This window comes from Cupriavidus numazuensis (genome assembly GCF_905397435.1).
GTDB classification, from domain to species: Bacteria; Pseudomonadota; Gammaproteobacteria; order Burkholderiales; family Burkholderiaceae; genus Cupriavidus; species Cupriavidus numazuensis.
Map to the genome: position 1 here is coordinate 22,476 of NZ_CAJPVI010000050.1, position 14,875 is coordinate 37,350.

The window sequence follows — 14,875 nt, forward strand, 5'->3', positions numbered from 1 at the left end:
GCCATGCGCTCCCATCTCGCATCGCTCGGCCGCTCGCCGGTGGCCGCTGCCCCCGCAGAGGCGCGCGCGCAGCCCGGCGTCAGCGTCGATGCCGCGGCGCTGGCTGCACTCGAAGTCGCCGCGCGCGATTTCCATTTCCTGCCACGCCAGCCGGTGCACAGCGTGCTCGCCGGCAGGCATGCGTCGCGCGTGCGCGGCCGTGGCCTGACCTTCGAAGAGTTGCGCGGCTATTTGCCGGGCGACGATATCCGCAGCATGGACTGGCGCGTCACCGCGCGCACCGGCAAGCCGCACGTGCGCGTGTACAGCGAGGAGAAGGACCGGCCCGTGCTGCTGCTCGTGGACCAGCGCATCAACATGTTCTTCGGCAGCCGCCGTGCGATGAAATCCGTGGTGGCCGCCGAGGCCGCGGCGCTGGCGGCATGGCGCGTGCTGTCCGAGGGCGACCGCGTCGGCGGCCTCGTGTTCGGCGACAGCGAATGCACCGAGCTTGCGCCGCGACGCAGCCGGCAGGCCGTCGAGCACCTGCTCGGCGAGATCGCGCGACATAACCAATCCCTACGCGCGGATGCTCCTGCACGGCGCGGCGCAAGTCAGCTCAACGCCGCACTCGAGCGCGCGGCAAGGCTCGCGCGGCACGATCACCTCGTCATCGTCATCAGCGATTTCGATGGGCACGACGCGACCACGCGCGACCTGATGCTGTCGATGTGCGCGCGCAACGACGTGCTGACGATGCTGGTGTACGACCCGTTCCTGCTGGAACTCCCGGACTCCGGCCATCTTGTGGTCAGCGATGGCGAATTGCAGGTCGAACTCGGCTTCGGCCAGGCATCCACGCGCAAGGGTATCGCCGATTTCGTCGACACGCAGAGCCGCAGCCTCATGGACTGGCACCGCGCCATCGGTGTGCCGCTGCTGCCGCTGTCGGCCGCAGAGGAGACGCCGCAGCAGTTGCGTCGCCTGCTCGGCCAGGCCGCCCCGCAAGGTCAAACGCCCGTGCGCGCCGCACAGGGAGTGCAGCGATGACCGACCTCGTGCACAGCACGGCCGAGCCCGACAGCGCTACGATCTCCGGCGAACTCCAGACCCTGGCCGATGTGGCCGTACCGCCGCCGCCATCGTGGCGGCCGCAGACCATCGGCTGGCCCGTGGCCGGTGCGATCGTGCTCGCGTTGCTGGTGTTTGCGGGCTGGCGCTGGTGGCGCCGCTATCGCGCAAACCGCTATCGCCGCGAGGCGCTGGCCGAACTCGCGCGGCTGCGCGCAGGCATGACGGCTTCCCCCGCAGCGCGCGCGCAGGCGCTGGCCGACATGGCCGAGTTGCTCAAGCGCACCGCGCTGGCGGCATGGCCGCGCGCACAGGTGGCCAGCATGGCGGGCGCGGACTGGGCGCAGTTCCTGCAGGCCAACGCGGGCAAGGCCGGCGCGGCCGTGCCGGTGCTCGCGGCGCTCGTCAACGACGCGCAGTACCGCGATGCCGCCGCGCTGGCGCAGTGGCCGGAAACCCAGGTAACGGCTACGGCCACCGCCTGCCAGCAATGGATTGCCGGCCACCATGTACCAGTTTGAATATCCGTGGCTCTTCGTGCTGCTGCCGCTGCCCTTGCTGCTGTGGTGGCTGTTGCCGCCGTATCGCGAGGAAAGTCCTTCGGTGCGGCTGCCTTTCTTCGGCGAGGTGGCGAGCGCATTGGGCCTGAAGCCGGCGGCGGGTGCCGTCGTGCCGCGCAGCAACTGGCTGCAGCGCATCCTGGCGCCGCTCGCATGGGCGTTGCTGGTGACCGCGCTGGCACGGCCGCAGTTTCTCGAAGCACCCATCGAAAAGACGCAGCCCGTGCGCGACCTGCTGCTTGCGCTGGACCTGTCGCAGTCGATGGATACGCGCGATTTCCGCGACCCGTCCGGCGCGCTGATCCCGCGCGTGCAGGCTGTGCGCGAGGTGGTCAGCAGTTTCGTCGCGCGTCGGCCCGGCGATCGCATCGGCCTGATCGTGTTCGGCGATGCACCGTATCCGCTCGCACCGTTCACGCTGGACCACGCGCTCGTGCAGACCATGATCCGGGACCTGTTGCCCGGCATGGCTGGTCCCAGTACCGCACTGGGCGATGCCGTCGGCCTCGGCATCAAGATGTTCGACCAGAGCCAGGCGCCCGAAAAGGTGCTGATCGTGCTGACTGATGGCAATGACACCGCCAGCAAGATGCCGCCCGAGCGCGCGGCGGATATTGCGAAGCAGCGGCATGTGACCGTGCATACGATCGGCATCGGCGATCCGTCCGCCGAAGGCGAGCAGCGCGTCGATCTCGGCGTGCTCCAGCGCATGGCGGCGCAGACGGGCGGGCGCTACTTCTTCGGCGCGGACCAGAACAGCCTGGAAAGCATCTACGCAACGCTCGACCGCATCACGCCGCACAACCACAAGACGCTGTCGTGGCGCCCGCGGCGCGAGCTGTTCATGTGGCCGCTCGGCGCTGCGGTCGGCGTGGTGCTCGCGTACCAGCTGATCATGGCGATCTGGTCGGCTTGGCTGTCGCGGCCGCGTCGGCAGGCCGCGACTCAGCCGGCCACGGAGGAACCGTGATGCAGGCGCTCGCGGCATTCCATTTCCTGCGCCCGTGGTGGCTGCTCGTGCTGATTCCGGCAGTGCTGCTGGTGTGGGCTGTTCAACGCCGCGGCGATGTCCGGCGCCGCTGGCGCGACGCCATCGCCCCCCATCTGCTCGATGCCCTGATGGTCGGCGAGCGCCGACGGCTGGCCATCCGCCCCGTGCACCTGACCGCTTTGCTGCTCGCCGTTGGCGCCATCGCGCTGGCTGGCCCCACATGGGAACGCGAGCGTCCGCCGTTCCTCGACGACAAGGCGCCGCTGGCGATCGCCATCGACCTGTCGCCGACGATGGACGCGATCGACGTGACGCCCACGCGGCTCGAACGCGCCAAGCTCAAGGTCAAGGCGCTGCTCGCGCGCCGTGACGGCGGACGCACGGCGATCTGGGCCTACGCAGGCTCGACGCACCTGGTGCTGCCGCTGACCGACGACGCCACGCTGCTGCAGACCTTCGTCGATGCGCTGCAGACGCGCATCATGCCCGCGCCAGGCAAGGACACGGCGCTAGCGCTGCGCACCATCGACGCCGCGCTTGCGCACGAGGAAGTGCCGGGCACCATCCTGTTCCTGACCGACAGCATGGAGACCGCCGCCGTGCGCGCGTTCAAGGCCCAGGCCAGCAGCGGGCGCAGCCAGCCGGTGGTGCTGGCCATCGGCACCGAGCGCGGCGGCCCGCTGCGCAGCGGGTCCGAGGGCTTTGTCGAAAAGGACGGCGTGCGCGTGTTCTCGCGCATGGACACGGCTGCACTCAAGCGCTTTGGTGACGACACCGGCGTGCCGGTGGCCACGTTCACACCGGACAGCGACGATGACGTGGCCTGGGTCCAGCGCCATGTGCAATCGCATCTCGCGCAAAAGCAAACGGCGGAGAACTCGCGCTGGAAGGATGAAGGCTGGTGGCTCACGATCCCGATCGCGCTGCTCGGCGTGCTGTGGTTCCGCAAGGGCTGGACCGTGCGCTGGATCACCGGCCTGTTGCTGGCGATGGCGCTGGCCGCACCGCGGCACGATTTGCGCGCGCAAGCGTCCGCACCGGACGCAGCACCCCCTGCGTGGCGCTTCGTCGACCTTTGGCTCACGCATGACCAGCAGGGCAGGCTGGCATTCGAGCGTGGCGATTTCGCCGGCGCCGCCGCATTGTTCGACGACCCCATGTGGCGCGGCGTGGCGCAGTACCGCGCGGGGCAGTACGCGAAGGCCGTGCAGAGCTTCGCACTCGTCGATTCGCCCGAGAGCGACTTCAACCAGGGCGATGCGCTGGCGCACCTTGGCAAGTACAAGGACGCGGCGGCGCGCTATCGGCAGGCGCTGAAGCGCCGTCCGCAATGGCCGGCGGCGACGGCCAATCTCGCGCTCATGGAAAAGCTGGCGGCGAAGGCCGACAAGCCAAAGGAAGGCGAGGAGCCGCCGGACGTCAAGCCTGATGAAGTGAAGTACGACCGCGAGTCCAAGCCGCCGGAGGGCGAGGGCAAGAAGACGGAAATGGGCGCGGTACAGAGCGCCGAGACCTGGATGCGTGCGATCCAGACCTCGCCGACCGAGCTGCTGCAGCGCAAGTTCGCGCTGCAGCAGAGCCAGGCCCAGCCATCCGCCGGAGACAAGCCATGATGCGGGCAAGGCGCGATATCGGGCGCTGGCTGGCCGGCTTTGTGCTGTGGCTTTCCTTTGCGCTCGCGCTCGCTGCGGAGCCGGTCGTGCGCGTCAAGGTCGATGCCAAGCAGCCGGTGCTGCCGGGCCAGCAGATCCCCGTCGAGGTGACGATCCTGGCGCCCAATTTCTTCATGTCGGCGCCGGTCTTTCCGACGCTGCAGGTGCCCGGCGCGATCGTGACCATGCCGGACGACCGCGGATTGAACACGGTGGAGAAAATCGACGGCGTGAGCTATGCCGGCATCCAGAAGACCTACCTGTTCGCGGCGGAGCAGGGCGGCGATTTCCAGTTGCCGCAAGTCACGATTGCCTTTACGTATGCAGGCGACGACGGCAAGCCACGCCAAGGCAACGTCACGCTGCCAGCCACTACGATTCACGCTTCAGGCGCTGCCGGTACCCCGGCCAGCACGACACTGCCGGTGGCGCGCCTGAACGTCACGCAGAGTTTCGACCGGCCGGTCAGCGGCCCGCAGGCGACGTTCCACGCCGGCGATGCGCTGGTACGCACCATCACCACATTCGCGCCGCAGACGCAGGCCATGATGATCCGGCCGCCGAAGGTCGAGGCGCCGTCCGGCGTGCGCGTGTTCGCGGGCGATCCGCAGCTCAGCGACGCCGCGCACGACAGCGCCGGCAATACGGGCGGCAGCCGCACGGACCGCATCACCTATGTGTTCGAGCATGCCGGCACCTATACGCTGCCTGCGATCAAGGTCGAATGGTTCGATCCCGTCACGCGCAAGCCGGGCGAATCGGAAGCGCCCGAGGTAAAGGTGGACGTGGCATCGGCGCCGAGGCTGTCAGGCCTCTTGCCGACTGGTCCGCATGCGGCGGCGCTGCCTGGCGAAGGCGGTACCACGTGGCGCTTGTGGCTGTGGGCCGCCGGCGGCGCGGTGGTACTGGGGCTCGCATGGCTGCTGCTGCGCTGGGCACGTCCGCGCGTGGCGCGGTGGCGGCGGGCAATGGCCGCGCGGCGCAGCGCCCGTGCGGCCAGCAGCGAGGCGCGCTTGGCGGCGCTGCTGCAAGCGTGTCGCGCCAGTGACGCCGCAGCGGCATACCGCGCGTTGGGCGCGTGGTCGAACACTGCGTCGGGCAAGGCGCCGTCGGACTGGGCCGCGGGCACGGGTGATCAGGCTGTGATCGAGGCCGTCGGCGCGCTGGAGCGGCACCTGTTCGGCGCCGATGCCGGGCACGCACAGTGGTCCGGCAGCGCGCTCGCGCAGTGCCTGCCGAAATTTTCCGCTGCGCACCGGCACATCTCCATGCACCGTGCCACGCCGGCAGCACTGCCGCCGCTCAATCCCTAAGCCGGCCTGGGCGAACAGGCGGGATCGACTATGATGGGCGCCTCGCCGCCGCACCTCCCATGATTCGGTGACCGGCGGCGGCTTTTCTTCCACTTCGCCCGATGCCGCCATGGCCCGTCTTCAGCTCGACCTTCCTGCCGACCAGTTCTGCTATTCGACCCACCTGACCGTGCGTGTCACCGAAATCAACTCGGCCAATCACCTGGCCAACGATGCGATGATTTCGATGATCTCCGAGGCGCGCGCCCGTTTTCTCTATGAGTTCGGCAGCGCGGGCGACCAGGTCGAAGGCCTCGGCATCATCGTCACGGACCTGGCCACGATGTACCGCAACGAAGCGCATGCGCGCGACCAGTTGCTGTTCGAAGTCGGTGTGATGGATTTCAACAAGTACGGCGGCGACATCATCTTCCGCATCACGCGCCCGCAGGACGGTGCTCTGATCGCCATGGCCAAGTCCGGCTTCGTGTTCTTCGATTACCAGCAGAAGAAGGTGAAGGCGATGCCGGCCGGCTTTGCGGACCGTTTCCCCAAGGTCAACTGGATCGACTGACGGATCGACTCAGCGTCACGCTGCCGGCGGTGTCTGCGGCGCGATGAAGTGCGATACCACGGGCGGCTGCTCGCCGCTGTGGAACGCCAGCGCGCGCTCCTGCACATCGCGGTCATGGAGCGTGACGCGCTCATGCTGGCGCAGGTGCTCCAGCCACGACACGACCTGGAAGCATTCGACGTAGCGCCCCGGCCGCGCGGCGTCTTCGAACACGCCCCATGAGAACGCGCCGTCACGCAGGCGGGCCTGGCTCAGTTCGTCCAGCGTGGCGACGAAGCGTGCCGCGTTTTCGGGCCGTACCTGGTATTCGATCGTGATCAGCACGGGGCCGCGGTCGTGTGCGACGTCATGGCTGACCGCCGGTGCGGGCCAGTGCATGGACGGCGCCAGGTGCGACGAATCGCCCTGCTGCAGCTTGTAGCGCCACGTCAGCGCGATGGCCAGCACCGCACCGGCGCTCGCGATCAGCAGCGCGGCGGAGATGCCCAGGTGGGTTGCCGCCTGGCCCCAGATGATGCTGCCCGCGCTCATCGAGCCGAAGAATACTGTGACGAAGATCGACAGGCCGCGGGCGCGCACCCATTCCGGCAGCGAGGTCTGTGCCGACACATTCAGCGTGGTCAGCACGGCAATCCACGAAGCGCCAGCCACCAGGCTGGCCACACTCGCGGCCACAGGGTTGTGGATCGTGGCAAAGAGCAGCAGCGCCACAACGGTGCCGAGCGTCCCGAGCGCCACCACGCGGTCGGGGCCGAGCCGCTGGCGCAGCCGGCCCAATCCCAGTGCGCCCAGCACCGCGCCAACGCCCACGCAGCCAAGCAGCACGCCGTAGAGCTGGGCGCCGCCGGCCAGCACCTGTCGCACGATCAGCGGCAGCATGGCCCAGTAGGCGCTCGCGAACAGGAAGAAGGCTGCCGCTCGCGCGAGCGTGGCCTTGAGCGCCTGGCTGTGCCATGCGAAGCGCACGCCGGCGCGCATGGCGCCTAGCAGGTCTTCGGTGGGCAGCCGGCGCTCTGCCGGTGCGGACGGGTGCCACCACGCGAGCGCGGCCACCACAGCCAGGAAACTCGCGGCATTGATCAGGAAGGGCGCGGCCACGCCGATGCCGGAGATGATGAAGCCCGCCAGCGCAGGGCCGATCGCACGGCTGATATTGATGCCCACGCTGTTGGTGGCCACCGCCTGCTGCAGCGCCTGGCGCGGAACAAGACTCGGCACGATGGCCTGCCAGGCCGGCGCCGTGATGGCGGCGCCCACGCCCATTGCGAACGTGAACAGCAACAGCAGCACGGGTGTGGCCGCACCGAGCCACACCACCACGCCGAGGCTCGCGGCCACCACAGCCATCACGATCTGCACGGCCAGCAACATCTTGCGCCTGTCGAGGATATCGGCCAGCGCGCCGGCAGGCAGTGCCAGCAGGAACACCGGCAGCGAAGTCGCGGTCTGCACCAGCGCCACCCAGGCCGGCGACGGCGCGAGCGAGGTCATGAGCCAGCCGGCGCCGACGTCGTGCATCCACGTGCCGATGTTGGAGAGCACGGTGGCGATCCACAGCACGCTGAAGGCGGGATAAGAGAACGGACCGGTGGCTGGCGTGCCGGCCGCGGAAAGAGGGGCCTTGGTGTTGTCCACGCGTAGCTCCGGAAGGGGGCGTCTGGGCAACTCCAAGGCTAAACAGAAAACGGCCGCGTGGAGCGGCCGTCGAAAGATTTCAGATCGCGTGGAGCAGGCCTCAGGCCTTGCGCTCTCCGCCGAGCGCTTCGGTCAGGTCGCCGAGCATGCCGGCCAGTTCTCCGGCCATCAGCGTGAAATCGGCGTCGAAACGCTCGTCTTCGTCGCTGACCGTGCCGTCGGCTTGTTCCTTGATCACATCGAGCGGCGCGACGCGCTTGATCGCCAGCGAATCGGTCAGCACGAACGAGACGCGGTCATTCCAGGTCATGGCCAGGCGCGTGCAGCGCTTGCCGCCAGTGATATGGCGGCGCAGGTCTTCGGCGTCGAGCGGATGGCGCACGTAGCGGACGGTGGCCTTGCTCTCGCTGCCCGACTGCAGCTCGATTTCCTGGTCGACGGTGAAGCCGGCGGGAGCGACGTCCGTGGCGAGCCAGTCGGTCATCGCAGCGACCGGCGACTGGTTCACGTGCAGGTTCGCGAGCGGCAGCGCGTCCAGTGCCTTGAACAGCATGCCGCGCACTTCGTCGGCCTTGGCCGTGCTGGCGGCGTCAATGGCGAGCCAGCCATTGTCCGGGTCGATCCACACGCGCGTGTCGCGGCGGATGCTGAACGCGCGCGGCAGCAGTTCTTCGGTGACCTGCTCCTTCAGTTCGCGCAGTTGCTTGCGGCCGGGCTTGTAGCCTTGCTGTTCCTCGACCTCGGCGGCGCGCGCCTTGGTGACCTGGTTGACCACGGTGGTGGGCAGCAGTTTCTTTTCGGTGCGCAGCGTCAGCAACATCTGGCGGCCCACGGCGTGCACGAGCTGGCCGTTGTCGCGCGGCGAAGCCCAGCCCTGCGTCTGCATTTCAAGGCTGGTGCCGGGGAAGAAGGCATGTTTGGCCAGGCTGGCTTCGACTTCGTCGGCGCTGGGCGACCATGGAGCGGAAAAACGGTGGAGCTGCAGGTTCTTGAACCACATGGGAGGAATTCGGCCAAAGGGACGAATTCTATCCGGTCGCGCCGCGCCGCCGGAAAAAGTCGGGCGGCGTGGCGGCCGGATGGCGAGGTTACCCGCTACAAATCAAGCTTGGTGATCTTGCTGCCTTCCAGGCTCAGCCCGGCCATCAGGCCGGCGTTGGTCATGACGAAGCCGACGATCGGCTGCTGGCCAGTGTTGGTGTCCAGCACGCCGTTCGCGCCCACGGTAGCCAGTGCCACGGTGGCATCCACGCCGGCGGTCCAACCGTTGCTGCGCACGAACTTGTCGTAGGCGTCCTGCGTCAGGAACATCAGGACGATGGACTTGGACTGTGCGCCGATCTGCCAGCCGACCGAACCCGCAATCAGGCGGTAATAGCCGCGCGTGGCACCGCCCGAGCGCAGCGCGCCGTCGCCATACTCGCCACCGACGACGAAGCCGGCCGTCAGCGTTTTCGGGAAGACCAGGATGCCGCGCGCCTTGTTGGCCAGGTCACGCGAGCCATTGACGCTGCCGTACAGTTTGCTGAGCGTGGCATCCACGCCGGAGTCCAGTTCGCGCCGCCGCGCGGCCTTGTCGCTTGGCGCGTCGGGCCCCGTGGTGGTGCAGGCAGCCAGCGACAAGCCGCCGAGCACGAGGCCGGCACTGGTTTGGAGGAATGAGCGGCGCTTCATGGGATCTCCTTCTGCTTGTTTGTGTACTTTTAAGCATAGTCGGCGACCGCCTGCGGACCAATGGTGGACCGTATGCAACACGTTGAAGTCGTTTCCATTTGTTAATTTTGTGCCGCTTGGCCGACTTTCGCGCGGCAAGCGCGGATCTGCTCCGGTACAGTCCGGATGCATGAAGACACTGCTCCAAGCCCCCAAGCTATCCATCCTGCTGGTCGCTGCGCTGCTAGGCGCCTGCGGGTCGCAGCCCTCGGCGCCTGACGCGGGCGCCGCTGCCAACACCAATGCGAATGCCGACAACGGCTGGCAAGCGTTGCGCGCACGCTACATGGATTGCGTGCAGCAGCGGGCCGACGACGGCATCGCCGGCAAAGCCCAGACCAAGGAAGTGGTCTCTTCGGCACTGGCTGCGTGCAATGGCGAGCTGAAGGCCATGCACGATGCGTTCGGTTCGTACCTGGAAGGCCAGATGGTGTCCTCGCACGGCAAGTCCGGCGCGCGGCAGGCGGCCGACCGCGTGACCACCGACACCCGCGAGAAGGCGCGCACCTACCTGACGGGCTACGTCGAGCGCGAGCGCTACGTCGCGCACAACCGCTAAACCGCGCCGGCGTCAGAGCATCTCCAGCGGCCCTGGTCGGCTCGGCGGCGGGAACAGGCGGTCGAGTTCCTGCAACTGTTCCGGCGTAAGCGGATGCTGTAGTGCGCCCAGGTTTTCGCGCAGCCGCTCGCGATGGCCGGTCTTCGGAATCGCAATGATGTCGTCATGCGCGAGCAGCCAGGCCAGCGCCACCTGCGCCGGCGTCATGCCGTTGGCCTGCGCGAAGCGCACGAGCTTCGGATGCCGCACCAGCCGCGCCTGCTCGATCGGGGAGTACGCCATCACGGGCACGCGGCGCTCGCGTAGCCAAGGCAGCAAGTCCCATTCGATGCCGCGCCGCGTGAGGTTGTAGAGCAACTGGTTGACCGCCACCTCGTCGCCACCGGGCACGTCCCACAATTCCTCCATATCGGACAGGTCCAGGTTGCTCACGCCATAGTGGCGGATCTTGCCGTCACGCTGCAGCTTCTGTAGCGCTTCCACCGCTTCTTCGAATGCGATGCCGCCGCGCCAGTGCAGCAGGTACAGATCGATGCGATCGGTGCCGAGCCGGCGCAGGCTGCGCTCGCACGCGGCGACGGTGCCGCGCCGGCTGGCGTTGTGCGGGTAGACCTTGCTGACCAGGAAGACCTCGTCACGGCGCCCGGCGATGGCTTCGCCGATCATCTCCTCGGACTGGCCTTCGCCGTACATTTCGGCGGTGTCGATCAGGCGCAGGCCCAGGTCCAGGCCCAGCCGCAGCGTGGCGATTTCCTCGGCACGCGCGGCGCGGTTCTCGCCCATATTCCACGTTCCCATGCCAAGCGCGGGCACGCGCTCGCCATCGGGCAGGGTGACATGTTTCATGGTGGCTATCCTCGTAGCGAGTGGCGCTGGCATGCGCGCGCACTGACTAGTTAACAAGCTACCAATCTACAAGAACGCGGGGTTGGGATTAAGACGGGAATGGTTCGGTCAGCCAGTACATTGCTGGGTGGCGACTGTTTGCTCCCCTCTCCCGCGCAGTGGGAGAGGGGCCGGGGGAGAGGGCCGGCGTGTCTCGATGCGACAGGCCACATTTCATGGAGGCTCTTGCCCTTTCCCCAACCCCTCTCCCGCAAGCGGGAGAGGGGAGGCCGACCCCGAGAAGCCGACGGCAGATGGCCTGACTCACCCATGCTGATGCCGATACTCCTGCGTCAGCCCGCCATACCCATACGCCGCCGCGCGCGCATCGATCACGTGGATATACGAGACCGGATGCACATTGCCGATCAGTTCCGACAGCGCCTCGAATATGGCCTTCAGGTAGGCCGCTTTCTCCGCCTTGGTGTTCGTCTCGTCGGTCACGCTGATATCGAGATGGAACGCGTTGCGCCCGGTATCGGACAGCGCCTCGCCGCCAATGATCCATTGCTCGCGCGGCACGTACTGGACCGCGATGGCAATGACATCGGGCTTCTTGCCGAGCACACGCTGGGTGATCTCGGACACCGCGGCGGCGCTGCGGCGGGTGAGGGCGGCGTCGGGCTGGCCGGAGATCTGCAGGTTGATGTGGGGCATGGCTGGCTCCTGTTTCGGTAGGTTGGTGATGTCATGGTAGGCGGCGGTGTAATATCGGAAAAGCGGGAAGTTCCGATATGAACCATCGGTTTCTCCGAATCATCGAAATCAACAGGGGATCGCCATGCGCGGATTCGATACCGACCACTTGCGCACCTTCGTCACGGTGGCCGACAGCGGCAGCCTGTCCGCCGCGGCCCCCCGGCTGTTCCTGTCGCAGTCCTCGGTCAGCGAGCAATTGCGCAAGCTCGAGGACCGCGCCGGCGTGCCGCTGCTCACGCGCGGCCGCAAAGGCGCGGTGCCGACACCTGCCGGGACGCGCCTGCTGGAGCATGCGCGGCGTATCCTGGCGCTCAGCGACATGGCGCTGCAGGAACTGCGCGGCCGCGTGCTGGAAGGGGAGTTGCGGCTCGCGGTGACCGACTATTTCCGCCCTGCGGAGATCGCCGGCATGCTGCGCCGTCTGCGCGAACGCCATCCGCTGCTGCGCCTGCACGTAACGGTAATGAAGAGCGCCGTGATCGACGCGAGCGCCGACATGGACGCGTTTGATATCGGCCTGAGCATGCGCATCGTCGGCACGCGCGGCCAGGCGGCGGCACGGCGCGGAACCCTGCTGCGGCGCGAGTCGCTGTCATGGGTGACGGCGCAGGACGAGGCTGGCAGCTTGCCGCCCACGCTGCCGCTGGTGTTGCTGCCCGACTCCTGCTCGCTGCACCAGTTCGTGGTGAAGCTACTCGTGCGCAAGCGCAGGCCGTTCGAGATCGCGCACTCGGCCTCGGGCGTGGCGGGGCTGCAACTGGCGCTGGCCGCCGGGCTCGGTCTTTCGTGCCTGAATGCGTCGGCGATCGGCCCCGGCGTGGCACCTCTCGATGCCGCCAGCCAGCGCAGGCTTGGCCTGCCGGCATTGCCGGAAGCTGAGTTCTTCCTGTTGCCGGCAAGGCGTGGCGAACCGGATTTCATCGCCGCAGCGCGCGACGCGCTGGCCGAACAGTTTGGATGACGTGCCCCCCGTGAGCCGGAATTCAGATGTGACGAAATGCGCGCCTCGCCATTAAGACAAATGCGGATATTTCTCCGCAAAATTTGACGTTTCTGCGCCCTGTAAATGATAATGCGTCGCATTTTGTCGAAAGCATTACAAAAAATTACAGGAAATGAGTCTCAAACTGCATCCGGTCCACCGCGCCGTTCTGACGGTATTCGCCTGCCAGCCCATGCTCACCGGCGTCGCCCATGCGCAGGAGACAGGTGCCCCCGCAGCGGCGCGGCAAAGCCTTCCCGAGGTCACGGTGAGGGCCGATGCCAGCCAGGACCTTGGCACCGGCTACAACCCGTCCAAAACCGTCAGCGCGACCAAGACCGAGGCACCGCTGCGTGACGTGCCGCAGACGGTCAACGTGGTCACGGCCGATGTCATGCGCGACCAGCATGCGACCTCGATGCAGGACGCCCTGAAGAACGTGCCGGGGGTGTCGTTCTCCACCGGCGATGGCCAGCGCGACCAGGTGTCGATCCGCGGCTTCACGGCGATTGCCGACCAGTTTGTGGACGGCATCCGTGACGACGCGCTGTACTTCCGCGACCTGTCCAATGTGGACCGGGTCGAAGTCATCAAGGGGCCGGCGGCTGTGCTCTATGGCCGCGGCTCGTCGGGCGGCCTGATCAATCGCGTGACCAAGAAGCCGGGCATCGACGTGACCGACTTCGCGCTGAGCTACGGCATGTGGGCCGACCGCCGCGCCGAGGCCGACGTCGGCCGCGTGTTCGCCGACGGCGCTGCCGCGTTCCGTGTGACGGGCGCCGTGGAAAAGGCCAACAGCTATCGCTCGCAGCAGTTCCTAGATCGCAAGGCGATTGCGCCGTCGCTCGAACTTCGCATCGCGCCCGAGACCACGGTGCTGTTGCAGGCCGACTATCTCGAGGATCGTCGCGTGACCGACTTCGGTATCCCGGCTTACAAGGGCCGCCCGGTCGACGTGCCGGCATCTCGCTACTACGGCGCGGCCAATGCGCGCGACGCGGATTACTCGCAGTCGCGGGTGTACTCCGGCACGGCCACGATCAACCACCGCTTCAACGACAGCTGGTCGATCCGCAATGCCACGCGCTACTACCACTATTCGCTGGACCGCAACAACACGCTGACCAATACCGTCAACGAGGCGGCACAGACCTTCACGATGAACCACGGCAACGTCGGCCGCGAAGAGCATGGCTGGTTCAACCAGACCGACCTGACGCAGAAGGCCAGCGTCTTCGGCATGCAGCACGAGCTGCTGTATGGCATGGAGATCGGCCAGCAGAACAAGAACCAGGTCAACAACACCAAGCCTGTGCCGGGCACCTTCAATCTCTTCAACCCGGTGCTGCCGACGCTGGCGCGCCTGGCCCCGGGCACGCCGGGCACCGACAACCTGGGCGTGTTCAATACCCTGGCGTTCTATACGCAGGACATGGTCACGTTCAGCGAACAGTGGAAGGCGCTGGTGGGCCTGCGCTACGACCACTTCGAACAGCAAACGCTGCAGAACATCGCTGGCCTGCAGAACCTGTCGCGCACGGACAATGCCTGGAGCCCGCGCGCGGGCCTGGTGTGGCAGCCGTCGAAGGCGCAGTCGTACTACGTATCGTGGAGCAAGTCGTTCCAGCCCTCCGGCGAGGCCTTTGCGCTGGCGGCCAACAACACGCAGCTCGCCCCGGAAACCACCAACAACACCGAGGTGGGTGCCAAGTATGACTTCCTGGACGGCAAGGCCAGCGCCACGGTCTCGGTCTTCCGGCTGGAGCGCACCAATATCAAGGTGGCCAATGCCACCAATACGGCGCTGATCCCGATTGGCGAGCAGCGCACCGACGGCGTGGAAATCTCGGGTGCGGCCGAACTGGGCAGCGGCTGGCGCTTCCTGGCGGGCTACGCCTACCTGGACGCCGAAGTGACCAAGTCGACCGCGGCCTTGCAGGGCAAGCGCGCAACGATCACGCCGAAGCATTCGGGCAATGTCTGGCTGACCAAGAGCCTCGGGTATGGCTTTGGCGTCGGCGCAGGCCTGAACCTGGTGGGCGCGCGCTATGCCGATCCGCTCAACACGGTCACGTTGCCCGGCTACGTGACGGCCGACATGATGGCCTGGTACCGCCATGGCGCGTTTGAAGCCCAGCTGAACCTGTACAACCTGTTCGACAAGAGCTACATCGTCTCGGCGCATGGCAGCAGCCCGAACCTGAACATGCCGGGCGCGCCGCGCAGCGTCATGGCGACGATTCGCTATCGGATGTAAGCGAGTCGGCGGTCAGAAAAAAGGGC

The 14,875-nt window shown here is 67.2% G+C and carries 14 protein-coding genes; 9 read left to right on the top strand and 5 right to left on the bottom strand.

Features of this window, described 5'->3' with window-relative positions:
• Positions 1 to 3 precede the first annotated feature (3 nt).
• The 6 genes from KHO41_RS30930 (at position 4) to KHO41_RS30955 (ending at position 6,119) form a co-directional block, all read left to right on the top strand.
• Complete coding sequence (locus KHO41_RS30930; protein ID WP_211957054.1) at positions 4 to 1,029, top strand: DUF58 domain-containing protein; 1,026 nt, start codon at positions 4 to 6, stop codon at positions 1,027 to 1,029.
• Positions 1,026 to 1,571, top strand: coding sequence for a DUF4381 domain-containing protein (locus tag KHO41_RS30935; RefSeq protein ID WP_211957055.1), 546 nt, complete (start codon positions 1,026 to 1,028; stop codon positions 1,569 to 1,571). Before KHO41_RS30930 ends, KHO41_RS30935 begins: the two co-directional genes overlap by 4 nt.
• On the top strand, positions 1,558 to 2,580 hold the full coding sequence (locus KHO41_RS30940) for a vWA domain-containing protein (RefSeq protein WP_211957056.1): 1,023 nt from the start codon (positions 1,558 to 1,560) through the stop codon (positions 2,578 to 2,580). Before KHO41_RS30935 ends, KHO41_RS30940 begins: the two co-directional genes overlap by 14 nt.
• A complete protein-coding gene (locus KHO41_RS30945; RefSeq protein ID WP_211957093.1) occupies positions 2,580 to 4,214 on the top strand; it encodes a vWA domain-containing protein in 1,635 nt (544 codons plus the stop codon). The genes KHO41_RS30940 and KHO41_RS30945 overlap by 1 nt, the downstream gene beginning before the upstream one ends.
• The gene (locus KHO41_RS30950; RefSeq protein ID WP_211957057.1) at positions 4,211 to 5,566 is read left to right on the top strand and encodes a BatD family protein; all 1,356 of its coding nucleotides are present in this window, start codon (positions 4,211 to 4,213) and stop codon (positions 5,564 to 5,566) included. Before KHO41_RS30945 ends, KHO41_RS30950 begins: the two co-directional genes overlap by 4 nt.
• A 109-nt stretch (positions 5,567 to 5,675) precedes the next feature.
• Complete coding sequence (locus tag KHO41_RS30955; RefSeq protein ID WP_211957058.1) at positions 5,676 to 6,119, top strand: thioesterase family protein; 444 nt, start codon at positions 5,676 to 5,678, stop codon at positions 6,117 to 6,119.
• 15 nt (positions 6,120 to 6,134) lie between these two features.
• Here KHO41_RS30955 and KHO41_RS30960 read toward each other — a convergent pair whose 3' ends face one another.
• From KHO41_RS30960 to KHO41_RS30970, 3 genes are all read right to left on the bottom strand, one after another.
• Positions 6,135 to 7,754, bottom strand: coding sequence for an MFS transporter (locus KHO41_RS30960; protein WP_211957059.1), 1,620 nt, complete (start codon positions 7,752 to 7,754; stop codon positions 6,135 to 6,137).
• A gap of 100 nt (positions 7,755 to 7,854) precedes the next feature.
• Entirely contained in the window at positions 7,855 to 8,754 is a 900-nt protein-coding gene (locus KHO41_RS30965) for a recombination-associated protein RdgC (RefSeq protein WP_211957060.1), read from the bottom strand.
• A gap of 95 nt (positions 8,755 to 8,849) precedes the next feature.
• Positions 8,850 to 9,428, bottom strand: coding sequence for a BPSL1445 family SYLF domain-containing lipoprotein (locus KHO41_RS30970; protein ID WP_211957061.1), 579 nt, complete (start codon positions 9,426 to 9,428; stop codon positions 8,850 to 8,852).
• 169 nt (positions 9,429 to 9,597) lie between these two features.
• Here KHO41_RS30970 and KHO41_RS30975 point away from each other — a divergent pair, with 169 nt between their 5' ends.
• Positions 9,598 to 10,026 carry a hypothetical protein gene (locus KHO41_RS30975; protein WP_211957062.1) on the top strand — a complete coding sequence of 143 codons (429 nt, stop codon included), beginning with the start codon at positions 9,598 to 9,600 and terminating at the stop codon, positions 10,024 to 10,026.
• Positions 10,027 to 10,038: 12 nt separating this feature from the next.
• Here KHO41_RS30975 and KHO41_RS30980 read toward each other — a convergent pair whose 3' ends face one another.
• Complete coding sequence (locus KHO41_RS30980; RefSeq protein WP_211957063.1) at positions 10,039 to 10,872, bottom strand: aldo/keto reductase; 834 nt, start codon at positions 10,870 to 10,872, stop codon at positions 10,039 to 10,041.
• Positions 10,873 to 11,175: 303 nt separating this feature from the next.
• Positions 11,176 to 11,568, bottom strand: coding sequence for a tautomerase family protein (locus KHO41_RS30985; RefSeq protein ID WP_211957064.1), 393 nt, complete (start codon positions 11,566 to 11,568; stop codon positions 11,176 to 11,178).
• Positions 11,569 to 11,692: 124 nt separating this feature from the next.
• Between KHO41_RS30985 and KHO41_RS30990 the strand changes: the two genes are divergently transcribed.
• Both KHO41_RS30990 and KHO41_RS30995 read left to right on the top strand, forming a co-directional pair.
• A complete protein-coding gene (locus KHO41_RS30990) occupies positions 11,693 to 12,571 on the top strand; it encodes a LysR family transcriptional regulator (RefSeq protein ID WP_211957065.1) in 879 nt (292 codons plus the stop codon).
• Between the two features lie 154 nt (positions 12,572 to 12,725).
• Positions 12,726 to 14,849, top strand: coding sequence for a TonB-dependent receptor (locus KHO41_RS30995; protein WP_211957066.1), 2,124 nt, complete (start codon positions 12,726 to 12,728; stop codon positions 14,847 to 14,849).
• Positions 14,850 to 14,875 lie beyond the last annotated feature (26 nt).